At 66.8% G+C, this 24,962-nt stretch carries 20 protein-coding genes and 1 riboswitch; of the genes, 5 read left to right on the top strand and 15 right to left on the bottom strand.

The features are described from left to right. Positions 1 to 11: 11 nt before the first annotated feature. The gene (locus tag PVZ72_RS09990) at positions 12 to 836 is read right to left on the bottom strand and encodes an HDOD domain-containing protein (RefSeq protein WP_405046487.1); all 825 of its coding nucleotides are present in this window, start codon (positions 834 to 836) and stop codon (positions 12 to 14) included. Between the two features lie 220 nt (positions 837 to 1,056). On the opposite strand from PVZ72_RS09990, the gene PVZ72_RS09985 reads away from it, so the two are divergent. Further along, complete coding sequence (locus tag PVZ72_RS09985; RefSeq protein WP_187980192.1) at positions 1,057 to 1,596, top strand: type 1 glutamine amidotransferase domain-containing protein; 540 nt, start codon at positions 1,057 to 1,059, stop codon at positions 1,594 to 1,596. 307 nt (positions 1,597 to 1,903) lie between these two features. On the opposite strand, the gene PVZ72_RS09980 is transcribed toward PVZ72_RS09985, so the two are convergent. The 8 genes from PVZ72_RS09980 to PVZ72_RS09945 all read right to left on the bottom strand — a co-directional run bounded on the left by PVZ72_RS09980 (position 1,904) and on the right by PVZ72_RS09945 (position 10,390). Then, positions 1,904 to 2,494, bottom strand: coding sequence for an LON peptidase substrate-binding domain-containing protein (locus PVZ72_RS09980; protein WP_133862581.1), 591 nt, complete (start codon positions 2,492 to 2,494; stop codon positions 1,904 to 1,906). 88 nt (positions 2,495 to 2,582) lie between these two features. Continuing rightward, positions 2,583 to 3,281 carry a PqiC family protein gene (locus PVZ72_RS09975; protein WP_273861824.1) on the bottom strand — a complete coding sequence of 233 codons (699 nt, stop codon included), beginning with the start codon at positions 3,279 to 3,281 and terminating at the stop codon, positions 2,583 to 2,585. A 94-nt stretch (positions 3,282 to 3,375) separates the two neighbouring features. Then, on the bottom strand, positions 3,376 to 5,628 hold the full coding sequence (parC, locus tag PVZ72_RS09970) for a DNA topoisomerase IV subunit A (protein WP_187980195.1): 2,253 nt from the start codon (positions 5,626 to 5,628) through the stop codon (positions 3,376 to 3,378). A gap of 140 nt (positions 5,629 to 5,768) precedes the next feature. Next, positions 5,769 to 7,667 carry a DNA topoisomerase IV subunit B gene (parE, locus tag PVZ72_RS09965; RefSeq protein WP_273861823.1) on the bottom strand — a complete coding sequence of 633 codons (1,899 nt, stop codon included), beginning with the start codon at positions 7,665 to 7,667 and terminating at the stop codon, positions 5,769 to 5,771. Positions 7,668 to 7,674: 7 nt separating this feature from the next. Continuing rightward, on the bottom strand, positions 7,675 to 8,283 hold the full coding sequence (locus PVZ72_RS09960; RefSeq protein ID WP_273861822.1) for a YqiA/YcfP family alpha/beta fold hydrolase: 609 nt from the start codon (positions 8,281 to 8,283) through the stop codon (positions 7,675 to 7,677). Positions 8,284 to 8,376: 93 nt separating this feature from the next. Beyond that, entirely contained in the window at positions 8,377 to 9,201 is an 825-nt protein-coding gene (gene cpdA, locus PVZ72_RS09955; RefSeq protein ID WP_178083930.1) for a 3',5'-cyclic-AMP phosphodiesterase, read from the bottom strand. Between the two features lie 122 nt (positions 9,202 to 9,323). Further along, on the bottom strand, positions 9,324 to 9,779 hold the full coding sequence (locus PVZ72_RS09950) for a DUF1249 domain-containing protein (RefSeq protein ID WP_132832828.1): 456 nt from the start codon (positions 9,777 to 9,779) through the stop codon (positions 9,324 to 9,326). Next, on the bottom strand, positions 9,770 to 10,390 hold the full coding sequence (locus tag PVZ72_RS09945; protein ID WP_133862587.1) for an NUDIX domain-containing protein: 621 nt from the start codon (positions 10,388 to 10,390) through the stop codon (positions 9,770 to 9,772). The genes PVZ72_RS09950 and PVZ72_RS09945 overlap by 10 nt, the downstream gene beginning before the upstream one ends. 186 nt (positions 10,391 to 10,576) lie before the next feature. On the opposite strand from PVZ72_RS09945, the gene PVZ72_RS09940 reads away from it, so the two are divergent. Then, the gene (locus tag PVZ72_RS09940) at positions 10,577 to 11,326 is read left to right on the top strand and encodes an RsiV family protein (protein WP_133862588.1); all 750 of its coding nucleotides are present in this window, start codon (positions 10,577 to 10,579) and stop codon (positions 11,324 to 11,326) included. A gap of 206 nt (positions 11,327 to 11,532) precedes the next feature. Here the strand turns inward: PVZ72_RS09940 and cytX are convergent, their stop codons facing one another. Both cytX and thiC read right to left on the bottom strand, forming a co-directional pair. Further along, positions 11,533 to 12,795 (bottom strand): putative hydroxymethylpyrimidine transporter CytX, encoded by a 1,263-nt coding sequence (gene cytX / locus PVZ72_RS09935; RefSeq protein ID WP_187980201.1) that lies wholly within the window; start codon positions 12,793 to 12,795, stop codon positions 11,533 to 11,535. A gap of 97 nt (positions 12,796 to 12,892) precedes the next feature. Then, a complete protein-coding gene (gene thiC, locus PVZ72_RS09930) occupies positions 12,893 to 14,770 on the bottom strand; it encodes a phosphomethylpyrimidine synthase ThiC (RefSeq protein ID WP_273861821.1) in 1,878 nt (625 codons plus the stop codon). A 102-nt stretch (positions 14,771 to 14,872) separates the two neighbouring features. Continuing rightward, positions 14,873 to 14,999: riboswitch (TPP riboswitch) on the bottom strand. A gap of 109 nt (positions 15,000 to 15,108) precedes the next feature. On the opposite strand from thiC, the gene PVZ72_RS09925 reads away from it, so the two are divergent. Continuing rightward, positions 15,109 to 16,605 (top strand): TolC family outer membrane protein, encoded by a 1,497-nt coding sequence (locus PVZ72_RS09925; RefSeq protein ID WP_187980202.1) that lies wholly within the window; start codon positions 15,109 to 15,111, stop codon positions 16,603 to 16,605. On the opposite strand, the gene waaA is transcribed toward PVZ72_RS09925, so the two are convergent. The 3 genes from waaA to PVZ72_RS09910 form a co-directional block, all read right to left on the bottom strand. Then, positions 16,551 to 17,816, bottom strand: a complete 1,266-nt coding sequence (gene waaA, locus PVZ72_RS09920) for a lipid IV(A) 3-deoxy-D-manno-octulosonic acid transferase (RefSeq protein WP_273861820.1) — start codon at positions 17,814 to 17,816, stop codon at positions 16,551 to 16,553. The two genes, PVZ72_RS09925 and waaA, sit on opposite strands and share 55 nt — an antisense overlap. Before the next feature lie 188 nt (positions 17,817 to 18,004). Beyond that, positions 18,005 to 19,789 carry an IlvD/Edd family dehydratase gene (locus tag PVZ72_RS09915; RefSeq protein WP_273861819.1) on the bottom strand — a complete coding sequence of 595 codons (1,785 nt, stop codon included), beginning with the start codon at positions 19,787 to 19,789 and terminating at the stop codon, positions 18,005 to 18,007. A gap of 32 nt (positions 19,790 to 19,821) precedes the next feature. Further along, positions 19,822 to 21,003: a fumarylacetoacetate hydrolase family protein gene (locus PVZ72_RS09910; RefSeq protein WP_273861818.1), complete on the bottom strand. Its 1,182-nt coding sequence runs from the start codon at positions 21,001 to 21,003 to the stop codon at positions 19,822 to 19,824. A gap of 108 nt (positions 21,004 to 21,111) precedes the next feature. On the opposite strand from PVZ72_RS09910, the gene PVZ72_RS09905 reads away from it, so the two are divergent. Then, a complete protein-coding gene (locus tag PVZ72_RS09905) occupies positions 21,112 to 22,059 on the top strand; it encodes a LysR family transcriptional regulator (RefSeq protein WP_273861817.1) in 948 nt (315 codons plus the stop codon). A gap of 166 nt (positions 22,060 to 22,225) precedes the next feature. Continuing rightward, positions 22,226 to 23,590 (top strand): MFS transporter, encoded by a 1,365-nt coding sequence (locus PVZ72_RS09900; RefSeq protein ID WP_273861816.1) that lies wholly within the window; start codon positions 22,226 to 22,228, stop codon positions 23,588 to 23,590. On the opposite strand, the gene PVZ72_RS09895 is transcribed toward PVZ72_RS09900, so the two are convergent. After that, complete coding sequence (locus PVZ72_RS09895; RefSeq protein ID WP_273861815.1) at positions 23,587 to 24,873, bottom strand: MFS transporter; 1,287 nt, start codon at positions 24,871 to 24,873, stop codon at positions 23,587 to 23,589. The genes PVZ72_RS09900 and PVZ72_RS09895 overlap by 4 nt on opposite strands. Between the last annotated feature and the right edge of the window lie 89 nt (positions 24,874 to 24,962).

The following is a 24,962-nucleotide window of genomic DNA, read 5'->3' as shown; positions in this document are numbered from 1 at the left end:
TTGCGGACGCCTTAGTAATTGATCCGACCGCTGCCCATTTCAAGGATGGTTTCCTTGAGCGACTCGAAGTCGTATTCGGACAGGCCGACGTGATCCAGCACCCGCGGCGCGATGGCCTGCCACTCGTGATCCTCGTCCTGGCCACCCAGGGCGCGATAGCAGCGGCAGATGTGCTCGGCCATCTTCAGCAGCGCCAGCAGATTCTTGATCTGGATATCGGTGGACGAGTCCTCGTCGAAGACCGACTGGGCGTTGTGGTGATTGGCGATGGCCTGGCCGACGTGTTCCGGCAGGCGCCAGGAGCGGGAGATGAAATAGCCCACCACGGCGTGATTGGTGCTGAAGATGCGGTTCTCCACGTCCACCACCCGCACCTGCTCGTTGACGCTGGCATAGGCCTCTTCCAGCACCGCCATGTAGTTGGGGAAGCGCTTGAGCATCAGCGGGATGCCGCAGTTGTGGAACAGACCCAGGGCATAGGCCTCGTCCGGGGTCGGATAGCCGGTCTTCTTGGCCAGGCTCAGGCAGGTCTCGGCGACGTCCTGGGCGGTGTCCCAGAAGCGGTTGAGGATGACGATGGTCTCGTCGGTGAGCTCGCCCTTGATCGACTGGGCGTTGATCAGGTTGATGACCGACTGGCTGCCCAGCAGATTGACCGCCCGCTGGATCGAGGTGATGCGATTGCTGAGACCGAAGTACGGCGAGTTCACCAGCTTGAGCAGGGCGCCCGAGAGCCCCGGGTCCTGGCCGATCAGGCGGGAGATGACCTTGAGATCGGGGCTGGGCATGAGTTGTTCGAGTTGCAGATCCACCATGATCTGCGGCTGCGGCGGAATGCTGATGCCTTGCAGAGCCTGACGGATCTGCTCCTCGGACAGCTGAGGGGACGCTTGGGACATGGGGACTACTCTGCGATGGATGTCGCAAATCTACTCCGCACCGCTCAGCTATGCCATCGGGCGCGACGAAGGAACTTCAGAGGGGTAAAGCGAGACGGATTTAGGAGCGCTGGCAAAAGGCTAGCCCGACCGAATTCCAATCGAGGTATCCGCAACCATGGCTACATCCCTGAACGGCAAGAAAATCGCCATCCTGGTCACCGACGGCTTCGAGCAGGCCGAACTCACCGGCCCCAAGCAGGCCCTGGAACAGGCGGGCGCCCAGACCCACATCATCTCCGCCGAGAACGGTGAGGTGCGCGGCTGGGACGGCACCGAGCCGGCCGACAGCTTTCCGGTGGACCTCACCTTCGCCGCAGCCAATGCCGGCGACTATGACGCCGTGCTGCTGCCCGGCGGCGTGGTCAACGCCGACACCATCCGCATCGACGAGCAGGCCCAGCAGCTGACCAAGCAGATCGCCGACGCCGGCAAGCCGGTCGCCGTCATCTGCCACGGTGCCTGGCTGCTGATCTCCGCCGGCCTCGTGCAGGGCAAGACCCTGACCAGTTGGCCCTCGCTGACCGACGACCTCAGGAACGCTGGCGCCACCTGGCAGGACCAGGAAGTCATCGTCGACGGTCAACTGGTGAGCAGCCGCAAGCCAGACGACATTCCGGCCTTCAATCGCGAGTTCATCAAGCTGCTGGCAGGCTGAGTCATCAAGACTGGCACTTTGATCTCATAAGACTGAACTTATGGCAAAGTGCCAGAGTCTTATCGAGTGCCCCCAAAGCACTTTTAGCCCGCCCTGCCCGGCGGGCTTTCTTTTGCCCGGCGTTTGGCTGGAGCCTTTTCAGAATCTTGCGAGCTAGAGCCAAACAAGGCTCGGGCGGCCCCGCAAAAACGCCTGAGGCAGCGGATCGGACCCGCGCTTGGTGTTTACACAGGGTAGACGACGGGGTCGGCCTTCCAGGGTGCTTGCAATGCCGTCTGGCCGACACGCAGCCGATTATGAACAGGCTTCAGGCCTGGAAATCACCTTGCAGATCCACCAGATGGCGCTCGATGTCGGCCAGGCGCTGGCCCTGATCGCTCATGCCCAGCCAATCCAGCTTGAGGTGCGCCTCGAACGGCAGCAGATAGGCCAGCTGGCAGCCCAGGGCCTGGCGGTCGACAACCTCGCCGCCCATGTCCAGGCTGGCCACCATCGGATGCTGGGCCAGGGCCGCCAGCAGCGCCATCAGGTCGGCGTCGCCATCGCGTAGCGGCTGGGGATCGGTTTCCGGGAGCCACTCCACCTCACCCACCACCAGGTGATCGGGTTGCTCTTCCTGGCTCAGCAGGCGAAAGCGCCGTCCGCCTTCGATGCGGATACCCAGCAGGCCGTTGCTCTGCTGCTGCCAGTCGCGGATCAGCGCCTCGCAACCGTAGGCACCCAGGCGATTCGGCGCGCCACCGGTCTCGCGGCCTTCGAGGATGGTCACCACGCCAAAGCTGCTGCCCTGCTTGAGGCAGCGACCGAGCATGTCCAGATAGCGGGCTTCGAACAGCTGCAGATCAAGGCGGCAGCCGGGGAACAGGGTGGTATTGAGCGGAAACAGGGGCAGCGTCATGAAACCTCCGGGGCTTGAGGGTCCTGCTGGATAGAGCATCGAGCGCCGCCGAAGGCTCCCGCGCGGCGACGCGCGGGGCCTGGTCGGGTCAGAAGCGATAGACCTCGGCGCCGGTGCGGATGGGCACCACGGCCGGCAGCGTCGGCCGAGCCTGGGCCTCTTCGACAAGTTTCTTCGGCTCCTTGCGCGCCATCTCGGTCTCGCGGCGGCCGCGCTGGGCGACCTTGGTGAGATCGGTGGCCAGCCGCACCGACAGTTGTTGCAGCAATTCGCCCTGGGCCCGCACCTGGGCCGCGCGATCGCCCGCGTGCCGGGTCTGCAGGTGGATCACCTCGGTATCCAGCAGCCGGCCCTGGCCGTCGCGCAACTGCCAGCTGGCATCGAGGGTGGCAGGCGCCTGGTCACCGGCATCGAGCCGGGTCACCACCAGCTCCACCCGGTACTGCGGATCGAAGCCTGCGGGTTGCTCCCCCACCACCACCCGACCGCTATTAAGGCGGGCGGCGAGTTGGCGCTGCAGCAATTGACGCACGTTGGCGTCCAGCGGTCCGGCCCAGTGGTCGCGGGTGGTCTTGAGACTGCCGTCGGGCTGGCGCTCCAGCAGCACGTCGCGCTGCAGGTAGTCGGCCAGTTGCAGGCTTTCGATCCACACCGCAAGGCCGCGCTCACTGCTCGCCGGCGCACGCGCATTGCCGCCATCGAGCTGGTAGTAGTGGCTGGGGCCGAGGCTGGCACAGCCACCCAGGCCGGCCAGCAGGCCAACGAGCGCCAGCCTGACAAGACACATCCGTTTCATCGAGGCTCTCTCTCGACGGGCAGCGAGGCCCGGCGAGTCCTGGTCGAGAAAATCCGGGCTATGCTAGCGGCTGACCGCGGGCGGCTCAAGTTTCCACCTGCAGCGAGTCCACCCGCTGGAAGCCCCGTGGCAGCTTGTTGCCCCGCCGGCCGCGCTCGGCACGATAGTGCTCCAGGTCGCTGCCCTTGAGGGTATAGGGGCGTTTGCCGGCCTGCAGCGTGAGGGAAGCGCCGGCCGGCACCACGGCCAGATCGACCACGTATTCCTCGCGCTTGGCGACCCGTTCGCCGGGAATGGAGATCAGCTTGTTGCCCTTGCCCTTGGCCAGCTGCGGCAGCTCGGTGATGGCGAACACCAGCAGCCGTCCCTCGTTGGTGACCACCGCGAGGGAGGTGTCTTCCAGGGAGGCGACCGGCTTGGGCGGCAGCACCTTGGCCCCATTGGGCAGACTGATCAGCGCCTTGCCGGCCTTGTTCTTGGCCTGCAGGTCCTCGCCCCTGACCACGAAGCCGTAGCCGGCGTCCGAGGCCAGGACATAGAGGCTGCTGTCGTCCGGCAGCAGCAGACACTCGAAGCTGGCGCCCGGCGGCGGCGTCAGGCGTCCGGTCAGGGGTTCGCCCTGGCCACGCGCCGACGGCAGTGAATGGGCGGCGACGGAATAGCTGCGGCCGCTGGAATCGATGAAGACGGCGAACTGATTGGAGCGGCCCTGGGCCGCTGCCTTGAAGCCGTCGCCGGCCTTGTAGGACAGCCCGGTAGGATCGACGTCATGGCCCTTGGCCTGACGCACCCAGCCCTTCTCGGAAAGCACCACGGTCACCGGCTCGGTCGGCATGAGCTCGGTTTCGGACAGCGCCTTGGCCTCGGCCCGGGCGACGATGGGCGAGCGGCGGGCGTCGCCATAGGTCTCGGCATCCTTGATCAGTTCGTCACGGACCAGGTTGCGCAGCTTCTTGTCACTGCCCAGCAGGGTCTGCAGGCGCTTCTGCTCCTTGAGCAGTTCGGCCTGCTCGCCGCGGATCTTCATCTCTTCCAGGCGCGCCAGCTGGCGCAGGCGGGTCTCGAGGATGTAGTCGGCCTGGTCCTCGGAGAGTTCGAAGCGGGCCATCAGCGCCTGCCTCGGATGCTCTTCGGTGCGGATGATGTGGATGACTTCATCCAGGTTGAGGAAGGCGACCAGCAGGCCATCCAGCAGGTGCAGGCGGCGCTCGACCTTGTCCAGACGGAACTGCAGGCGACGGCGCACTGTGCCGATGCGGTAGATCAGCCACTCCTGGAGGATCTGCCGGAGGTCCTTGACCTGGGGCTTGCCGTCCAGGCCGATGACGTTGAGGTTGACCCGGTAGCTGGACTCCAGATCGGTGGTGGCGAACAGGTGCTGCATCAGTTCGTCGGCATCGATGCGGTTGGAGCGCGGCACGATGACGATGCGGGTCGGATTCTCGTGGTCCGACTCGTCGCGCAGGTCGGCCACCATGGGCAGCTTCTTGGCCTGCATCTGGGCGGCGATCTGCTCCAGCACCTTGGAACCTGAGACCTGGTGCGGCAGCGCGGTGATGACCACGTCGCCGTCTTCGCGGCGGTAGACGGCGCGCATGCGCACCGAACCGCGACCAGTCTCGTAGATTTTGCGCAGATCGGCGCGGGGCGTGATGATCTCGGCTTCGGTGGGGAAGTCCGGGCCCGGCACGTGTTCGAGCAGTTCGGGAATCCCGGCGATGGGATCGTCCAGCAGGCGTATGCAGGCGGCCGCCACCTCGCGCAGGTTGTGCGGCGGGATGTCGGTGGCCATGCCCACGGCGATGCCGGTGGTGCCATTGAGCAGCAGGTTGGGCAGCCGCGCCGGCAGCACCGCCGGCTCGTTCAGGGTGCCGTCGAAGTTGGGCACCCAGTCCACGGTGCCCTGCCCCAGTTCGTTGAGCAGCACCTCGGAATAGCGCGACAGCCGCGCCTCGGTGTAGCGCATGGCGGCGAAGGACTTGGGATCGTCCGGCGCACCCCAGTTGCCCTGGCCATCCACCAGCGGATAGCGATAGGAGAACGGCTGCGCCATGAGCACCATGGCTTCGTAGCAGGCCGAGTCGCCATGGGGGTGGTACTTACCAAGCACGTCACCCACGGTACGGGCGGATTTCTTGTGCTTGGCGTCGGCATCCAGGCCCAGTTCGCTCATGGCGTAGATGATGCGGCGCTGGACCGGCTTGAGGCCGTCGCCGATGTGCGGCAGGGCGCGATCCATGATGACGTACATGGAGTAATCCAGATACGCCTTCTCGGTGAAGTCGGCCATCGATCGGCGTTCGACGCCATCCAGGCTCAGGTCGAGGGGTGCACTCATGGGGGTCCTTTGGTGTTACGTCTTTGATCGGGGGGCCCGGTCCATCGCGGTCATGGACCGCTCCTACAGGCGCTCGATACACCTGTAGGAGCGGTCGCTGCGGCGAACCGCCATGGCCGCAATAAGCGCAGCCAACATATTTAGAGCAGCACTTCCGCGCGATCGCCCTTGGATTCCAGCCAGCTCTTGCGGTCGCCGGATCTCTTCTTGGCCAGCAGCATGTCCATCATCTCGAGGGTGGCGGGCACGTCGTCGAGGGTCAGCTGCACCAGGCGCCGGGTATTGGGGTCCATGGTGGTCTCGCGCAGTTGCAGCGGATTCATTTCGCCCAGGCCCTTGAAGCGGGTCACCTGGGGCTTGCCGCGCTTCTTCTCCGCCGCCAGGCGATCGAGGATGCCATCCCGCTCGGCGGGATCGAGCGCATAGTGCACCTCCTTGCCGAGGTCGATGCGGTACAGCGGCGGCATGGCCACATAGACGTGGCCGGCATCCACCAGCGGCCGGAAGTGCTGCACGAACAGCGCGCACAGCAAGGTGGCGATGTGCAGGCCGTCGGAATCGGCGTCGGCGAGGATGCAGATCTTGCCGTATCTGAGGCCGCTCAGGTCGGCGCTGCCCGGGTCGATACCGATGGCCACGGCGATGTCGTGCACCTCCTGGCTGCCCAGCACCTCGCTGCCGTCCACTTCCCAGGTATTCAGGATCTTGCCGCGCAGCGGCATGATGGCCTGGAATTCCTTGCTGCGCGCCTGCTTGGCGCTGCCGCCCGCAGAGTCGCCCTCCACCAGGAACAGCTCGGAACGCATCGGATCCTGACCGGCGCAATCGGCCAGCTTGCCGGGCAGCGCCGGGCCCTGGGTGATCTTCTTGCGCTCGACCTTCTTGCCCGCCTTGAGGCGGCGGCCGGCATTGTTGATCGCCAGTTCGGCGATCTGCTGACCCAGCTCCGGATGGGCGTTGAGCCAGAGGCTGAAGGCGTCCTTGACCACCCCGGAAACGAAGGCCGCGGCCTCGCGGGAGGACAGGCGCTCCTTGGTCTGGCCGGAGAATTGCGGCTCCTGCATCTTCATCGAGAGGACAAAGGCGATGCGCTCCCAGACGTCTTCCGGGGCCAGCTTGAGGCCGCGCGGCAGGAGGTTGCGGAATTCGCAGAATTCGCGGATGGCGTCCAGCAGGCCCTGGCGCAGGCCGTTCACATGGGTGCCGCCCTGGGCGGTGGGAATCAAATTGACGTAACTTTCCTGCACCGACTCGCCGCCTTCGGGCAGCCAGAACAGCGCCCAGTCCACCGCTTCCCGGGCCGAGGCCAGGGTGCCGTGGAAGGGTGCCTCGGGCAGCCGCAGGGCGTCGCCCACGGTGTCGATCAGATAGGATCTCAGCCCGTCTTCGTAATGCCATTCGCTGCGCTCGCCACTGGCTTCGTCGAGGAAGCTCACCGCCAGGCCCGGGCAGAGCACCGCCTTGGCCTTGAGCACGTGCTTCAGGCGGCTGATGGAAAACTTGGGCGCATCGAAGTACTTGGGGTCCGGCCAGAAGTGCACGCTGGTGCCGGTATTGCGCTTGCCAACGCTGCCGACCACGGCCAGTTCGCTGGCCTTGAAGCCATCGGCGAAGGCCATGCCGTATTCGTTGCCCTCGCGCTTGACGCGTACCTCGACCCGGGTCGACAGGGCGTTCACTACCGAGATGCCCACGCCGTGCAGACCGCCGGAGAACTGGTAGTTCTTGTTGGAGAACTTGCCACCGGCGTGCAGCTTGGTAAGGATCAGCTCGACGCCGGAGACGCCCTCTTCCGGATGGATGTCCACCGGCATGCCGCGGCCGTCATCGATGACTTCGAGGGAGTTGTCGGCGTGCAGGATCACCTGCACCTGGCGCGCATGACCGGCCAGGGCCTCGTCCACGCTGTTGTCGATGACTTCCTGGGCCAGGTGGTTGGGCCGCGAGGTGTCGGTGTACATGCCAGGGCGCTTGCGCACCGGATCGAGTCCGGAGAGGACTTCGATGGCGTCGGCGTTATAGGCGTTCTGCGTGGCCATGGGGTCTCTATTCGAAGGTGTTGAAATCCAGCTCGCGCCAGAGCGCCGGGTCGAAGCCGGCCAGCTCCAGCAGCAGCGGCAGCTGGCGATGGAAGCCCTGGAAGCCGTGGTCGCCACCCTGCTCGATGCGCAGGGTACAGCCGCCGTAGTAACGTTCGGCGTCGCGGTAGTCGAGGGTCTCGTCGCCGGTCTGCAGCCAGACGTGGAAACGCTCGGGATCCGCCGGCGCCGCGACTTCCAGCGCACGCATGGCCTCGACGTGGGCCTCGGTGAGGGTCCAGCTCTCGCCGGTATGGTGATTGCGCTGGGGGCCCAGGTAGTGCTCCATGAAGCGCCAGGGCCGGACCGCCGGATTGATCAGTACGGCCTTGAGCCCATGGCGCTCGGCCAGGACGGTGGCATAGTAGCCGCCCAGGGAGCTGCCGACCAGCAAGGGGGCGCCCAGCTCGGCCAGTTCGCGCTCCAGCAAAGCGAAGGCAGCGTCGGCATCATTGGGCAGCGCCGGCGCGCGCAGGCGGTCCGCCAGGCCGAGGCGGGTCATGCAGGCAGTGAGTTGCCACGCCTTCAGGGACGCGGGTGAGCTGTTGAAACCATGGATATAGAGGATCGACGGCATCGGGCCGCTCCTACTGGATAAATAAACAGGCAAAGAGTAACCCGTTTCGACCCTCGCGACCAAGACAGCCGACCGGCGTCAGCCCGGGCGACCCTAGTAGCCCGCGGCGCTGTGATCCACGGTGAAGGCATGCTGTTGCAGACGCGAGACACCGGTCTCCAGATTGCCGTCGGGCAACAGGCGCAACCAGCGATAGCCCGGGGCCTGATCGCCTGCCTTGAAGTCCTGGCTGCCCGGCTCGAATTGCAGTCCGGTGGACGGCGAGGCCAGCAGGCGCACGCCGTTGCGCAGCTGATCGAACTCCTGGTGGATGTGCCCCCAGAGCACCACCTTGACCTGGGGATGGCGATCCAGCACGGCAAACAGCTCGTCCGCCCGGTGCAGGCCCAGGGGCTCCATCCAGCCACACCCCACGGGTACCGGATGATGGTGCAGGCAGATCAGTGCCGGACGCTCGGGCGCGGCACTCAGGGCCTCGTCTAGGGTCACCAGCTGCGCCTGCTCCAGCTCGCCGAAGACGCAGCCGCGCACGGTGCTGTCGAGCAGAATCAAGCGCCAGGCGCCCAGGTCGGTGACGGTTTCCAGGAAATCGCGATTGCCACAGGCCTTGGCCATGGGCACGTTCTCGTCATGATTGCCAGCCAGCCAGCGCATGGGCGCAGCCAGGGGTTCGGTCAGCTCGCAGAAGCGTTGATAGGACGCCACGGAGCCGTCCTGGGAGAGATCACCGCTGGCCAGCAGCAGATCGATGCGTGGCTGCTCCCGGACCACCTGGGCCACCACCTGTTGCAGGCTGGCTGCCGTATCGATACCCAACAACCGACCGTTGGCGCGCGCGAACAGATGACTATCGGTCAATTGGACGACGAGGGGAGCGTTGACACTATCCGGCAAACTCACCAAAGCCTCCTGGGGCATAAGGGGACAACGAGCGCAGGCAGGGTGCAGAAAAGTTCCCGGGAACTTGCGTGCATGCTTCACATTTTCGCAGCTTGCACCGCGCGAGGGAAGCTACGGCTGTCAGCGTTGCGCCCCAGTGCTCATCGCTGCAGGATAGGTTCAGCTTCGTGGCCACAGGCCAGGCAGTGACTCAGCCACTCACCGAGAAACAGATTGAGCTGACTCTTTTCGTCAGGCTGATACATGGCCTGATTGGGATAGGGATAGCGTCCAAGCAGGTGCCGGGAGGCCCCGGCCGACACCACTTCCGCCATCCGCGCATCGTGATAGACGCGCACTTCCAGTTCGGGCACCGGCAACCAGGGCAGTCCCAGTTCCTGACGCACCCGCAAGACCGTCGTATAGGGACAGGCCTCGGTGACTTCCAGGGCGAGCACGCCCAGTGGGCGCTCGCCTTGCGACAACATGACGCGGCGCGACACCACGGCTTCGCGCATCTTGGGCAGAAGCCGCATCAGCCGCACGTAGTTGGCCTCGCACGTGGCCTGCAGGCCCGGCAGGTCAACTCGATAGCGATCTCGCAGTTTCAGCCCCATAACCCCCGTACCTCGGCGCGATTGAGCGCCAACCATTGCAGGGCGATGATAGCCGCTGCGTTATTGATTCGACCGTCGCGAACCCCGGCCAGTGCCTCGTCCAGCGACCAGACATGGACGCGAATGTCCTCGCCCTCCTCTTCCAGGCCATGGACGCCACCGGCATCCGCGGTGCTGCAGCGACCCAGGTAGAGATAGACCTGTTCGTCGCTGCCGCCAGGCGAGGGGAAGTAGGTGGAGATGGGCCAGAGCGATTGCAAGGTCAGCCCGGCTTCTTCCTCGGCTTCCCGATGAGCGACCGCCTCGACGGCCTCGCCCTGCTTGTCCACCAAGCCCGCCACCGGCTCAAGCAGCCAGGGATGAGCGGTCTTTTCCATGACGCCGACGCGAAACTGCTCGATAAGCACCACCTCGTCGCGCGCGGCGTCGTAGGGCAGCACGCAGACCGCATCGGGACGCACGAAGACCTCGCGTTCCAGTTCCGGCCCCAGGGCACCGGAGAACTGGCGGTGGCGCAGCCGGAAGCGGGCCATGCGGTAGAAGCCCTGGAAGCAGATCTCGCGGCTCAGGATTTCAACGGCGGGCGCCTGGGATTCGTTGGCTTCGGTCATGGGCGCTCCAGCGCTGAATGAAGGTGATCAGCTCATCCTAGCGTGCCCCCCGCGCTCGTGCAGCCCCTGGCGCGCCAAGTCGCGAAAGGGACAACAAGCCGGGAAACCTCCGGCCGCCCCTGGCAAACTTATCGAGCCAGACGGGTTCGAAAGCCGTCATTCTCTGTTTCCATGACAAGGAATCCCATGCGTATCCGCCCACTCCTCCTGCTCGCCGGCCTGCTGCTCGGTGGTTGCCAAAGCGTCTTCGGCCCCAACCTCGACAAACCCCTCACGCCTCGCCATCAGGCCTGGGAGCACCGCCCGGCCGGTTGCCAGGGCGAAGACTGCCCGCTGATCAACATCGACTACGTGGAATTCGGCGACCCGGCGCTGGACGCCCTGGTGCAGCGGCACCTGCTGGGCCTGGCCCGCGCCGAGCCGGGTGCGCCCATCCCGGCTTCGCTGGAGAGCTACGAGCGGGACTTCCTCGCCAAGGCGCAGCCACGCTGGAGCAGCTATCTGCAGGCCAAGGTGCGTGAACAGCATGACGGCCTGGTGATCATCGAGTTCTCCAGCTACCTGGCCAATGGCGGTGCCCATGGTCTGGCCGGCCGTGACTTCGTCACCTGGGATCGCCATCTCGACCGGCAGATCACCCTGGGCGACATGCTGGTGCCGGGGCAGGAAGCCGAGTTCTGGCGGCTGGCGCAGCTGTCGCGCGAGGCCTGGATGGTCAGCAACAACGTCGGCGATGCCGACTTCCGCCAGCAGTGGCCCTTCCTCAAGACCAACAACGTGGCCCTGGACTTCGGCGCCCTGACGCTTAAGTACGACATCGGCAGCATCGCCCCCTACGCCATGGGCCATCCGGAGCTGAAGATCCCTTATCCCAAGCTCAATGGCATCCTCAAGGGCGAGTATTTCCCGGGGCGGGGCAAGGCGCGGCAGCCGTAGGACCTGGTCAACCGAAATCATCTGCTGCAAGCGGGTTTGATCGCGGCCATGGGCCGCTCCTACAGCGGACTCAATCTTCTGTAGGAGCGGCCGCATCACCGGATCCATGGCCGCGATACCCCCACCCCAACCCTCCCCCGCACGCGGGAGAGGGGGCAGTTAGGCGTAGGTTGGGTTGAGCGCAGCGAAGCCCAACAGGCCGGCCCCTAAACCCGCTTCAATCCGAGCAGCGCCTGCGCGGCGCCAGCCACCACGATGGCTGGCAGGGTCGCGCCCCAGGCGGGGAGCAGGGTCGGCAGCAGGTGGTAGACGGCCACGCCCAGGGCCCAGGCGATCAGGGATTCCAGGCGCAACGCCCGTACCCGCTGCGGAGCCTTGCGGCGGCGCAGCAGGAAGTGATCCACCAGCACCACGCCGAACAGCGGGGCGAACACCGAGCCGATCAGCAGCAGGAAGTGTTCGTACTGGGCCAGGGGCACCAGCAGCGCCAGCAGGGTGCAGAGGATGCCGATAGCCAGGGTCAGCTGCCAGATCTTCACCTGGGCCAGGAAACCCGTCGCCACCGCCGCCGAGTGATAGGCGGCAAAGGCGTTTTCCGATTCGTCCAGCAGGATCAGCAGCAGCGGCAGGCCCAGGCCGGCCACGGCCAGGGCGCGCAGCAGGGCGTCGGCTTCACCGCCGCTGGCGAAAGCCAGGGTGTAGGCGAAGCCCAGGCCCATCAGCCAGAGGTTGCCACAGAAATAGCCCAGCATGACGCCGCGCCCGGCGCTACGCCCGGTGCGGGCGAAGCGGGTGTAGTCGGCGATCACCGGTAGCCACGACAGCGGCATGGCCACCACCAGGTCGAAGCCCAGGGCCTGGGTCAGGGAGCCGTCGCCCGAACGCTGCCAGAGCGCGGCCAAGTCGGCGCGCAGGAAGAGGTCCAGGGTCAGCCAGGTGCAGGCCCCGAGCAGCAGCCAGATGCCCCAGCGGCTGAGGAAACGGCGCACGAAGGTCAGCGGACCGGCCACCGCCAGGGCCGTGGCCAGGGCGCCGAAGACCAGGGTCCAGAGCACCGGCGAGGCCCAGCTCTGCAGGCCCCAGCTGCCCAGCAGCACACTGGCAGCCTCGCGCATCACCACCAGTTCGAAGGCGCCCCAGCCGATCAGCTGGGTGATGTTAAGCACCGCCGGCAACAGCGCGCCGCGCTGGCCGAGGCTCTGGCCCAGGGCGCTCATGCCGGCCAGGCCGGTATCGCTGCCCACCAGGCCGGCGGCCGCCAGCAGCAGCACCCCGACCCCGGTGCCGAGCACCAGCACCAGCAGGCCATCGGCCAGGCCGAGGCCGGGTGCCAGCAACGCGCCGGCCTGGGCCACCATGAGACCGATGCCCAGGGAGAACCAGAGGGTGAAGAGATCGCGCCCGCCAAGGATGCGGCGGTCCGCCGGAACGGGGATGGTGGGGGTATAGAGGCCGGGGGCCTGGGCCATGATGGGTCTCGTGAGCAAGGGGTTGAGGACGCCCGACGTCGTGGGGTGACGCCGGGCATTGTTGGGCTTCGCTGCGCTCAGCGCCAACCTACGGTCGTCAGACCTGCTTGTAGATCACCCCGCCTTCGTCCTTGAAGCGCGCCGCCTGTTCCTGGAAGCCGGCCTCGATGGCCTTCTGCTCGTCGGTCAGGCCGTTTTCCTTGGCGTAGTCGCGGACTTCCTGGGTGATCTTCATGGAGCAGAACTTGGGCCCGCACATGGAGCAGAAGTGCGCCACCTTGGCCGAGTCCTTGGGCAGGGTCTCGTCGTGGAAGGCGCGCGCCGTGTCCGGGTCCAGGCCCAGGTTGAACTGGTCTTCCCAGCGGAATTCGAAGCGCGCCTTGGACAGGGCGTTGTCGCGGATCTGGGCGCCAGGGTGCCCCTTGGCCAGGTCGGCGGCATGGGCGGCGATCTTGTAGGTGATGATGCCGGTCTTGACGTCGTCCTTGTTGGGCAGGCCGAGGTGCTCCTTGGGCGTCACGTAGCAGAGCATGGCGCAGCCGAACCAGCCGATCATGGCGGCGCCGATGCCGCTGGTGATGTGGTCGTAGCCGGGGGCGATATCGGTGGTCAGCGGACCGAGGGTGTAGAACGGCGCCTCGTCGCAGCACTCCAGCTGCTTGTCCATGTTTTCCTTGATCAGTTGCATGGGCACATGGCCCGGACCTTCGATCATGGTCTGGACGTCATGCTTCCAGGCGATCTTGGTCAGCTCGCCGAGGGTTTCCAGCTCGCCGAACTGGGCGGCGTCGTTGGCATCGGCGATGGAGCCCGGGCGCAGGCCGTCACCCAGGGAAAAGCTCACGTCGTAGGCCTGCATGATCTCGCAGATGTCTTCGAAGTGGGTATAGAGGAAGTTTTCCTTGTGATGCGCCAGGCACCACTTGGCCATGATGGAGCCGCCGCGGGAGACGATGCCGGTGACGCGCTTGGCGGTCAGGGGCACGTAGTGCAGACGCACCCCGGCATGGATGGTGAAGTAGTCCACGCCCTGCTCCGCCTGCTCGATGAGCGTGTCGCGGAACAGCTCCCAGGTCAGTTCTTCGGCGACACCATCGACCTTTTCCAGGGCTTGGTAGATGGGCACGGTGCCGATGGGGACCGGCGAATTGCGGATGATCCACTCGCGGGTCTCGTGGATGTGCTTGCCGGTGGACAGGTCCATCACGGTGTCGGCGCCCCAGCGGATGCCCCAGGTCAGCTTCTCGACCTCTTCCTCGATGGAAGAGCCCAGGGCGCTGTTGCCGATGTTGCCGTTGATCTTCACCAGGAAGTTGCGGCCGATGATCATCGGCTCCAGCTCCAGGTGGTTGATGTTGGCCGGGATGATGGCGCGGCCGCGGGCCACCTCGTCGCGGACGAACTCGGGGGTGATCTCCTGGGGAATGCTGGCGCCGAAACTCTGGCCGCGGTGCTGATTGCCGAGCAGGCCGGCGGCGCGGGCTTCCTGCAGCTTCATGTTCTCGCGGATGGCGATGTATTCCATCTCCGGGGTGACGATGCCCTGGCGGGCATAGTGCATCTGGGAAACGTTGCGCCCCGCCTTGGCCCGGCGCGGCTGGCGCGCCAGGTCGAATCTCAGGGCGGCCAGGCTCGGATCGGCGAGGCGCGCCTGGCCGAACTCGGAAGACAGCCCGGCCAGCAGCTCGGTGTCGCCGCGCTCTTCGATCCAGCGCGAACGCACGTCCGGCAAGCCCTTGCGCAGGTCGATACGGGCGGCCGGGTCGGTATAGGGACCGGAGGTGTCGTAGACGCACACCGGGGCGTTCTTTTCACCGCCGAACGCGGTGGGAGTATCGGCGAGGGAGATTTCCCGCACCGGCACGTGAATGTCGGGACGCGAACCGGTCAGATAGACCTTGCGCGAATTGGGCAACGGCTGGGTGGACTGACGGTCGACGCGGGTGAAGTCGGTGACGTTGTTCTGCTTGTTCATCGAGGCTCTCCTGGTGGGCGCGTTGCCGAGGGAAGAACCTGGACGAAGGGTGGGCACGCAGGAAGAGGCAAGCCCGGACGGATGGCGACCACGGATGGAGACGGCGGACGCCCTCTTGTTCCCTACGCAGGTTGACGCACCGCCATGCGGCGCGCCTAGCCTGATCAGGTTCAACGGGATCCGGGACTACCCGATCTCAGCGCCTCGTAGCGCACCCCGACAAGAACGTGGCCAGTGTAAACCCAGAGCGGCAGAAACTTCGACCGCTATTTCCTCTCCTATGGCGGATTCGGACGAAGCCACTACACTGGCGCGGTCCCTCAAGGAAGGCTCCAAGAATGCGAAGATTCCTGCTGCTCGCGGCGCTCTGCAGCACGGCCGGGCTGGCCCAGGCCCAGGTCGCCGGCAATGGCCTGCTCGACGTCTACCGCGAAGCGCTGGACAACAATGCCGACCTCGCCGCCGAACGCGCCGGGCTTGGCGCCCAGCGCGAGGCGGTGCCCCAGGCGCGCGCCGGCCTGCTGCCGCAGATCGGGCTCGGTGCCCAGTTCAACGACACCCATACCAGCCTGCAGCTCAAGGACAATCCGGCGCTGGGCGTCCAGGGTGGCCGCTACAGCAGCGATCGCAGCAGCCAGCTGATCCAGGCGACCCTCAGCCAGCCACTGTTCCGCGCCGATCGCTGGTTCCAGCTCAAGGCGGCCAAGGCCGCCACCGAGCAGGCCGAGCTGCAGTTTTCCGCCGCCCAGCAGCAGCTCATCCTGCAGACCGCCGAGGGCTATTTCAGCGCCCTGCGCGCCCAGGACGCCCTGGCCACCGCCCGTGCCGAGGAAAAGGCGCTGTACCGTCAGCTGGACCAGTCCCGCGAGCGCTACAAGGTCGGCCTGACCGACGACACCGACGTGCTCCAGGCCCAGGCCAGCTTCGACAATGCCCAGGCCAACCGCTCCCAGAGCGAGCAGCAGGTGGCCGACGCCTTCCAGGCCCTGACCCGGCTGACCGATCGCGATTATGGCAGCATCGCCGGCATCCGCCACGACCTGCCGATCCTGCCGCCACAACCCAACGATGCCCGCCAGTGGGTGGACACCGCCATGCGCCAGAATCTGCAATTGCTGGCTGCCGGCCAGGGCGTCAATGCGGCCCAGGAAACCCTGCGCCAGCGTCGCGCCGGGCACCTGCCGACGGTGGATGCGGTGGCGCGCTACAGCCACAGCGACAACGATGCGGTGAATCTGCCCAACGCCGAGCAGCTGTCCCTGTTCGGCAGCCCGGTCAACAGCCGCAGCATCGGTATCCAGGTCGAGGTGCCGCTGTACAGCGGCGGCGCCACCAGCTCCCAGGCGCGTCAGGCCTACCAGCAGCTGGACCGCAGTGAGCAGCAGCAGGAAAGCCTGCGCCGCCAGGTGGTGCAGAACACCCGCAACGCCCATCGGGCGATCAACACCGACATCGAGCAGGTGCGCGCCCGACGGCTGTCCATCGCCTCCAGCCAGCGCGCCCTGAGAGCCACCGAGATCGCCTACCAGGTGGGCAGCCGTACCATCGTCGACGTGCTCGACGCCCAGCGGCTGCTGTACAACGCCGTGCGCCAGTACAACGACGCCCGCTACAACTACATCCTGGACACTCTGAGACTCAAGCAGGCGGCCGGCACCCTGGCGCCCAACGACCTGCTGGCGCTGTCGGGCTATCTCGATCCCCACTACGACCCGGATCGCGACTTCCTGCCGCCGGACCTGGCCAAGACCCGCGCCGACGTCCTGCCGGCACGTTCCGCTCAGGGCTTGAGCAGTCCGTCGAGCCCGGAGAGCAGGCGCTCCAGCGCGCCCTGATTGGCGGCCAATACCGCCAGGCCCGCCTGCCGGCGCCGCGCGGCTTCCGCCGGTTCAGCCCAGAGCCGGGCCACGGCGGCAGCGATGGCCGAGGCTTCCGCTACTGTTTCCAAAGCGCCGGCGTCGCGCAACTGGGCGACGATGTCGAGGAAGTTGAATACGTGCGGTCCGCTGAGCACCGGCACGCCGAGAGCGGCCGGCTCGAGCGGGTTGTGCCCGCCGCGCTCGATCAGGCTGCCACCGACGAAGGCGACGTCGGCCAGGGCGTAGAGAAACAGCAGCTCGCCCATGGTGTCGCCCAGCAGGACCTGGGTCTGCGGTTGCACCGCCTCCCCCGTCGAGCGCTGGATCACGCTGAAGCCTTCACCCCGCACCTCGCCCAGCACCTCGGGAAAGCGTTCGGGATGACGCGGCACCAGGATCAGCAGGGCATCGGGACGGGTGGCCAGCAGTTGGCGCTGGGCCTGGAGCAGGATCTCGTCTTCACCGGCATGGGTGCTGGCGGCGATCCACACCGGGCGACTGCCCCAGCCCTGGCGCAGCGCAGCCGCGCGCGCCGGCAGCTCGGGGTCGATGCGCAGGTCGAACTTGATGGAGCCGGTCACCGTGACCCGCTCGGCACGGGCACCGAGGGCGCGGAAGCGCTCGGCTTCCACCGGCGTCTGCACCGCCAGCCAGGCCAGCTCCGCCAGCATCGGCGCGGTCACCCCGCCCAGTTTTCCGTAGCCCCGGGCGGAGCGCTCGGACAGCCGGCCATTGGCCAGGGCGATGGGAATGTCACGGCGCGCCGCCTGGTGGATGAGGTTGGGCCAGAGTTCGGTTTCCATCACCACCCCCAGGCTGGGCCGCAGCCGGTCGAGGAAACGCCCGGCCAGCCCCGGCAGGTCGTAGGGCAGATAGCAGTGGTGGACGTCGCTGCCGAACAGGGCGCGAATGCGCTCCGAGCCGGTGGGCGTCATGCAGGTCACGGTGATCGGCAGCTGCGGATGGCGCTGGCGCAGCGCACGGATCACCGGCGCGGCGGCAATGCTCTCCCCCACCGACACCGCATGCACCCAGATGCCGCCGGGCGGCATCCCTGGCAAGCCCAGCGCCAGGCGCTCGCCGATGCGTTGCCGATAGGCGGGAGCCTTGCGCCCGCGCCAGAGCAGGCGCAGCAGGATGAAGGGCAAGGCCAGGGTGAAGATCAGGCTATAGAGGGTACGGTTCATGGCGGCAGAGCTTAATGAAGCAAGGCCGCCAGTGCGAGCCCGTTCCAAGGCTTTGTCTGAAAAGTGCCTGCACTCGGTCAGGCGGCGTTAAAAATCCGTTCGGGATGCTCATTTACCACTCGTAAACTCCGCTCCCTCACGGACTTTTGCCTTGCCTGACCTTCGCTCGCCGACTTTTCAGACAAGCCTTAGTGCGAATGCCGCGGCACCCCGCCTTCGCGGGCGATCACCTTGAGGTGCAGGGTGGCCGGTTCCAGGCAGCCGCCGGTGGAAAGCTGGCCCACCAGTTGCCGATAGAGCTCCTGCCAGGGGGTCTGGGCCGGCGGCAGGTTGGGCGTCCATTCAGCGCGACGGCGTTCCAGTTCGGCATCATCCAGCAGCACATCGACGCTGCGGGCATTGAGGTCCACACGCAAACGGTCGTTGGTCTTGAGCAGTGCCAGGCCACCGCCCACCGCCGCTTCCGGCGACATGTTGAGGATCGATGGACTGGCCGAGGTACCGCTCTGACGACCGTCGCCCAGGCACGGCAGGGAGTCGATGCCCTTCTTGATCAGCGCCGCCGGCGGGGCCATGTTGACCACCTCGGCGCTGCCCGGATAACCCACCGGCCCGGCGCCGCGGATCACCAGGATGCAGCGCTCGTCGATGTCCAGGGCCGGGTCGTCGATGCGCGCGTGATAGTCCTCCGGACCCTCGAAGACGATGGCTCGCGCCTCGAAGCTGTTTTCCTTGCCCGGTTCCGCCAGATAGGTCTGGCGAAAGGCCTCGCCCACCACCGACATCTTCATGATGGCACTGTCGAAGAAATTGCCGCTGAGCACGATGAAGCCGGCGCGGTGCTTGAGCGGCGCTTCGTAGGGCTGGATCACGGCGGGATCTGTGCTGGCCGCACCTTCGGCGATGGCACCGATGGTGCGCCCGGATACCGTCATACAGTCGCCGTGCAGGCGTCCCGCCTTGAGCAGTTCGTGGAGCACCGCCGGCACCCCGCCGGCGCGGTGGAAGCCCTCGCCCAGGTACTTGCCGGCCGGCATGCAGTTGGCCAGCAGCGGGATGTCCTCGCCCAGGCGCTGCCAGTCGTCCAGCGACAGTTCCACGCCCATGTGGCGGGCGATGGCGATCAGGTGCGGCGGGCAGTTGCTGGAAGCACCCAGGGCCGAAGCCACCACGATGGCGTTCTCGAAGGCCTCGCGGGTCATGATCTGCGAGGGGCGGACGTCGTCCAGCACCAGCTGGCAGATGCGCTTGCCGGTGGCATAGGCCATCTGGCCGCGCTCGCGATAGGGCGCGGGGATGCTGGCACAGCCGGGCAGCGACATGCCCAGGGTCTCGGCCAGGGCATTCATCGACAGGGCCGTGCCCATGGTGTTGCAGTGGCCCACCGAGGGCGAGGCGGCGGTGGTCAGGGCCATGAAGCCCTCGTAGTCGATCTCGCCGGTCGCCAGCAGGTTGCGCGCGTGCCAGAGCACCGTGCCGGAGCCGATCAGCTCGCCCTTGAAATGCCCGTCCAGCATGGGCCCACCGGACAGCACGATGGCCGGCAGGTCGGTGGTGGCCGCGGCCATCAGGCAGGCCGGGGTGGTCTTGTCGCAGCCGGTGGTGAGCACCACGCCGTCCAGGGGAAAGCCGTGGAGGATCTCCACCAGGCCGAGATAGGCCAGGTTGCGATCCAGGGCCGCGGTGGGGCGGCGACTCTGCTCGGCGATGGGGTGCACCGGGAACTCCATGGGGATGCCGCCCGCGTCGCGGATACCGGCCTTGACCCGCTGGGCCAGCTCCAGGTGATGACGATTGCAGGGCGTGAGGTCGCTGCCAGTCTGGGCGATGCCGATGATGGGGCGACCGGACTGGAGTTCGTCGCGGGTCAGGCCGTAGTTCATGTAGCGCTCGACATAGAGCGCGGTCATGTCGGCGTGGGCAGGATCATCGAACCATTGCTGGCTGCGCAGCGGGCGTTTGGCGGAAGTCATGATGGTCTCTGGTTGTTATTAGGAAAGAGCGCTTAGCGGCCCAGCAGGCCGCGAGCGGCCAGGTTGTGCATCAGGGCACCGAGGCCGAAGCGCCAGGCCGGGGCCTGGTCGCTGGTGGTCACCCTATTGTGCAGGGTTCCCAGCAGCGGGCTGGCAATGCTCACCACGTCACCCACCTTGTGGGTGAAGCCGCCGCCCGGGGCGTCACGGTCCTGGGTCGGGGCGAACAGGGTGCCGAGAAACAGCACGAAGCCGTCGGGATACTGGTGATTGGCATTGAGGGTCTGGGCGGCGAGATCGGTGGGATCACGGCTGATCTGCGCCATGGAGCTGCTGCCATTGAGGTGAAAGCCGTCTTCGCCCTGGACTTCCAGGGTCACCACGCACTGGCGGACCTGGTCGAGATCGAAGGTCTCGTCGAACAGGCGGATGAAGGGCCCCAGGGCGCAGGAGGCGTTGTTGTCCTTGGCCTTGCTCAGCAGCAGGGCGCTGCGGCCCTCGATGTCGCGCAGGTTGACGTCATTGCCCAGGGTCGCGCCATGCAGGCGGCCGCGGCTGTCCGCCACCAGCACCACCTCGGGTTCGGGATTGTTCCACTGGGACACGGGGTGGATGCCGATGGCGCTGCCGCTGCCGACCGCGGCCAGCACCGGCGCCTTGGTGAAGATCTCGGCGTCCGGGCCAATGCCCACCTCCAGGTACTGCGACCACATGCCCTTCTCGATCAGCAGCGCCTTGAGCGCCTGGGCGCGCGGACTGCCCGGCTCCAGGCCCTGCAGGTCCGCGCCGATCACCGCCTGCACCTGCTCGCGGATGGCCACGGCGCGCCCGGCATCGCCGCCGGCCTGCTCTTCGATCACCCGTTCCAGCATGCTGGCGGCAAAGGTCACCCCGGCGGCCTTGATCACCTGCAGATCGGCCGGCGGCAGCAGGTGCAGGCGGCCCGGATCGGCCTGTTCGCCGCTGTTGGCCAGCAGTTCCTCCAGGCTGCCGAGGTAGCGCCCGGGGGTATCGCGCAGGGCCTGCAGCGGCGTCTCTTCCTCGAACAGGGCGCTCAGGGTGGCGAAGCGTGCCGAGACATCGAAGACGCCGTCCTCGCGCAGCACCACGGGCGAGGGACCGGCCAGCGGACCGGGCACCCAGGCACGACCGACCAGGGTGCCGGCCAGGCCATCGGTGGGAAGGGTGTTGGCAGGCGAGAGACGAAGGGGCATGGGCAGGACTCCAGGGCTGATGGGTCCACGCTAGGCAGCCGGACTGATAAACTCAAATGGGCTTATTTCATCATTCGATAACCTGCACTTATCGCCTGGGAGGCATGCGTGTCCGAGCCGTCTTTCAGCCAGATCAGCCACTGGCTCAAGTTTCGCCACCTGCTGCTGATCGACACCCTGGGGCGCACCCGCAACATGCACCTGGCGGCGCAGCAGATGAACCTCAGCCAGCCGGCCATCAGCAAGATGCTCAAGGAGCTCGAGCACCTGCTGGGCTTCGCCCTGTTCGAGCGCCAGCCGCGCAGCATGCCGCCCACGGCGCTGGGCGAGCACGTGCTGCGCTATGCCCGGGTGGCGCTCAACGATGCCCGCGACTTCGCCGAGCAGATCGACAGCCTGAGACGCGGCGGCCACGGCCAGCTCAAGGTCGGCGGCATCTTCGCCGCCACGGCGGTGGCGCTGCCGCAAGCCATCGTCGCGATCAAGCAGCGCTGGCCGCTGCTGGCCATCGAGGTGGTGGAGCAGACCAGCGATCACCTGATGGAGATGCTCGACGACAAGCTGCTGCACCTGGCGGTGGCGCGCTTCACCGACGATGCCCAGGCCCAGCGCTTCGACTTCCAGCCTCTGGCGCCGGAGCCCTTCCGCTTCGTGGTCAACGCCGATCACCCGCTGGTGGGCAGCGGGCCCGTGGGCCTCGATCAGGTGCTGGCCTGGCCCTGGATCCTCTATCCCAAGGGCACGCCCATCCGCGGGCGCATGGAGCGGGCCTTCGCCGCCGCCGGCCTGCCGGTGCCGAGCAACACCATCGATACCATCTCCATGCAGACCTTTCTCCAGGTGCTGCGCGCCGGCCCCATGATCGGCATGCTGCCGGAGGCCATGGTCGAGCCCTATCTCGCCAGCGGCGCACTCAGTGCCCTGGAGCTGCCGCTGCACCTGCCGGCGCAGGACTACGGCATCCTCACCCGCAAGGGCGAACCCCTCGGCGAGGCGGCCCGGGAATTCGCCGCCATCCTGCTGAGCCATGCCGGTCGCGAGGAGTCCGCAGCCTAGACAGCTCGATAACGCGCCGTTATCGAATGATCTGCAAATGCCATTGGGAAAGAATCGCTCCCGCTCCTAGAGTGGCCAGGCGATTCAGACGGCCACCCCGCATCCCCGGCCGCCTTCGACCTCCTCAATAACAACAACGGGCCCCAAGGCCCCGAAGGTCATTCCCATGTTCGAGACCACCGCTCCCCAGGGCGCCGCTGGCGACGCCTTCGAAGAACGCACCTACCGCAAGGTGGTGCTGCGTATCCTGCCGATCCTGCTGCTGTGCTACATCGCCGCCTACCTCGACCGGGTCAACGTCGGCTTCGCCAAGCTGGACATGCTCGATGACCTGGGCTTCAGCAACACCGTCTATGCCCTCGGCGCCAGCATGTTCTTCTGGGGCTACTTCCTCTTCGAGGTCCCCAGCAACCTGCTGCTGCATCGCTACGGCGCGCGCTTCTGGATCGCCCGCATCATGCTGACCTGGGCGATCATCTCCATGGCGGTGGCCTTCACCCAGCCGCTGGCGCACTTCTTCGGTCTGCAGTCGAGCACCCTCTTCTATGTGCTGCGCTTCCTGCTGGGCGTCTGCGAGGCGGGCTTCTTTCCCGGGGTGATCCTCTATCTCAACTACTGGTTTCCGACCCGCCGGCAGAGTCGGGTGATGTCGGGCTTTCTCATCGCCCTGCCCTTCAGTCTGAGCTTTGGCGGCGTGCTTTCCGGCTGGCTGATGAGCAGCCTGCACAACTGGCACGGCCTGGCCGGCTGGCAGTGGATGCTGCTGGTGGAAGGGGTGCCCTCGATCATCATGGCGGTGGTGGTGTTCTGCTGCCTGAGCGACAACATCGACCAGGCGCCCTGGCTGGACGCCCGGGAAAAGGCCCTGCTCAAGCGCAACCTGGAGCAGCAGAACGCCGGCAAGGCGTCGCGCCTCAGCGAGGTGTTCTTCAATCCGCGGGTCTGGCTGCTGGTGTTCATCCTGCTGACCTTCAACACCGGCTTCTATGGCCTGGCCTTCTGGATGCCCTCGATCATCAAGAACGCCGGGGTCAGCGGCAGCCTGCAGATCGGCCTGCTCACCGCCATCCCCTACAGCGTCGCCCTGGTGGTCATGCTGCTCAACGCCCGCCACTCGGCACGCACCGGCGAGCAGCGGATGCATGCGGCGGTGCCGGCCTTCGTCGGCGCCCTGGGCCTGGTACTGAGCGCCTGGTTCATCCACAACATCGTGCTGTCGATCTTCTTCCTCACCGTGGCCGCCTCGGGCCTGCTGGCGCTGATGCCGATCTTCTGGTCGCTGCCCGGCACCCTGCTTTCCGGCGTCGCCGCGGCGGCGGGTATCGGCATGATCAACGCCATCGGCAACCTCTCCGGCTTCACCGGCTCGATGATCACCGCGACCATGGAAACCCTCACCGGCGACATCAACAACGGCACCTATGTGCTCGGCGCCTGCCTGTTCGTCAGCGGCCTGCTGATCCTGGCGATCCCGGCCTCGATGCTGCAGCGCACGCCGACCGCCGTGCCGCTGGACCTCAAGCCCGCCTAGCCCGCCTCGGGCACGGCCGAGCGCCCGGCACCTGCGGCGCTCGGCCGGCCGATCCACAGCGCCATCAGCGCCGCCAGCAGACCGGTCAGGCCGGCCAGCACCAGGGCCTCCTGGTAGGAGCCGAAGTGCTCGCGCAGGGCCCCGGCGAGAAAGGCCGCGCAGGCGGCGCCGAGCATGTGCCCGCAGAATACCCAGCCGAACACCACCGGCGCGCTCCTTTCACCAAAGCTCTGGTTGGTCAGCTTGACCGTGGGCGGCACGGTGGCGATCCAGTCCAGCCCGTAGAAGATGCCGAACAGCAACAGTTGCTCGGGGGCGAAGCCGGAGAACGGCAGGTAGATCAGCGAGAGGCCGCGCAGGCTGTAGTAGACGAACAGCAGCCGGCGCGGATCGTATCTGTCGGTCAGCCAACCGGAGGCGGTGGTGCCCACCAGGTCGAAGATGCCCATCAGCGCGAGGATGCCGGCGGCCTGCACCTGGGACAGCCCATGATCGTGGCCCATGGCGATGAAGTGGGTGCCGATCAGGCCATTGGTGGTGAAGCCGCAGACGAAGAAGGTCAGGAACAGCAGCCAGAAATCGCGCCGCCGGCTGGCCATGGCCAGGGTGCCGAGGGTCACGCGAAACAGGTTGCCCGGTGCGGAGGCCGCTGGCGCCTGGTAGTCCGTTGGGGCGCCATGGGGCCGCAGGCCGACGTCCGCCGGACGCTCCGGCAGCAGCCAGGCCACCAGCGGGATCAGGGCGGCGCTGGCCATCGCCACGGTCAGCACCACGGTCTGCCAGCCTTCCTGACTGGCGAGATGGGCCAGCAACGGCAGGAACACCAGGTTGCCGGTGGCGGTGCTGGCCGCCAGCAGGCCCATCATCAGGCCCCGGCGGGCGACGAACCAGCGATTGACGATGGCGGCCCCCAGCACCATGGCCACGCAACCGGTACCCAGGCCGCTGAGCACGCCCCAGGTGGCCACCAGGTGCCAGGGTTCGCGCATCAGGGTGCTCAGGGCGGTGGCCAGGCTGATCAGGGTCAGGCCGCCGAGCAGGGTCCGGCGGATGCCCAGGGTCTGCATCAGGGCGGCGGCGAAGGGCCCGACCAGGCCATAGAGAAAGATGCCGATGGCGGCGGAAAGCGAGACCGTCTCGCGACTCCAGCCAAAGGTCTCCTGCAACGGCAAGAGCAGTACGCCCGGGGTGGACCTCACCCCGGCCGAGACCAGCAGGGCGAGAAAGATCAGTGCCAGGACGACGAAGACATAGCGCTGGCCGAGGGCGTGAAGTGGGGTCATGGCGATCGTCACGGGCGGGGAAGGGATGAGTCGAGTATTGCAGTCCTGGCGACCTGGCGCTGGTCAAGCTGCCCCACGGATCTGGCCAG

It is taken from the genome of Pseudomonas sp. LA5, assembly GCF_028640825.1.
Taxonomy (GTDB): Bacteria; Pseudomonadota; Gammaproteobacteria; order Pseudomonadales; family Pseudomonadaceae; genus Chryseomonas; species Chryseomonas aestiva.
This window is presented reverse-complemented; position numbering and strand designations above follow the sequence as displayed.

Coding starts and splice junctions, on each gene's coding strand:
- PVZ72_RS09960 (WP_273861822.1), bottom strand. CDS start 8,283: ATGCCGTCGATCCTCTATATCCATGGTTTCAACAGCTCACCCGCGTCC.
- thiC (WP_273861821.1), bottom strand. CDS start 14,770: ATGAACAAGCAGAACAACGTCACCGACTTCACCCGCGTCGACCGTCAG.
- PVZ72_RS09940 (WP_133862588.1), top strand. CDS start 10,577: ATGCGTATCCGCCCACTCCTCCTGCTCGCCGGCCTGCTGCTCGGTGGT.
- PVZ72_RS09975 (WP_273861824.1), bottom strand. CDS start 3,281: ATGTGTCTTGTCAGGCTGGCGCTCGTTGGCCTGCTGGCCGGCCTGGGT.
- PVZ72_RS09950 (WP_132832828.1), bottom strand. CDS start 9,779: ATGGGGCTGAAACTGCGAGATCGCTATCGAGTTGACCTGCCGGGCCTG.
- parE (WP_273861823.1), bottom strand. CDS start 7,667: ATGGCCACGCAGAACGCCTATAACGCCGACGCCATCGAAGTCCTCTCC.
- cytX (WP_187980201.1), bottom strand. CDS start 12,795: ATGGCCCAGGCCCCCGGCCTCTATACCCCCACCATCCCCGTTCCGGCG.
- cpdA (WP_178083930.1), bottom strand. CDS start 9,201: ATGCCCCAGGAGGCTTTGGTGAGTTTGCCGGATAGTGTCAACGCTCCC.
- waaA (WP_273861820.1), bottom strand. CDS start 17,816: ATGAACCGTACCCTCTATAGCCTGATCTTCACCCTGGCCTTGCCCTTC.
- PVZ72_RS09980 (WP_133862581.1), bottom strand. CDS start 2,494: ATGACGCTGCCCCTGTTTCCGCTCAATACCACCCTGTTCCCCGGCTGC.
- PVZ72_RS09925 (WP_187980202.1), top strand. CDS start 15,109: ATGCGAAGATTCCTGCTGCTCGCGGCGCTCTGCAGCACGGCCGGGCTG.
- PVZ72_RS09895 (WP_273861815.1), bottom strand. CDS start 24,873: ATGACCCCACTTCACGCCCTCGGCCAGCGCTATGTCTTCGTCGTCCTG.
- PVZ72_RS09915 (WP_273861819.1), bottom strand. CDS start 19,789: ATGACTTCCGCCAAACGCCCGCTGCGCAGCCAGCAATGGTTCGATGAT.
- PVZ72_RS09985 (WP_187980192.1), top strand. CDS start 1,057: ATGGCTACATCCCTGAACGGCAAGAAAATCGCCATCCTGGTCACCGAC.
- parC (WP_187980195.1), bottom strand. CDS start 5,628: ATGAGTGCACCCCTCGACCTGAGCCTGGATGGCGTCGAACGCCGATCG.
- PVZ72_RS09910 (WP_273861818.1), bottom strand. CDS start 21,003: ATGCCCCTTCGTCTCTCGCCTGCCAACACCCTTCCCACCGATGGCCTG.
- PVZ72_RS09945 (WP_133862587.1), bottom strand. CDS start 10,390: ATGACCGAAGCCAACGAATCCCAGGCGCCCGCCGTTGAAATCCTGAGC.
- PVZ72_RS09900 (WP_273861816.1), top strand. CDS start 22,226: ATGTTCGAGACCACCGCTCCCCAGGGCGCCGCTGGCGACGCCTTCGAA.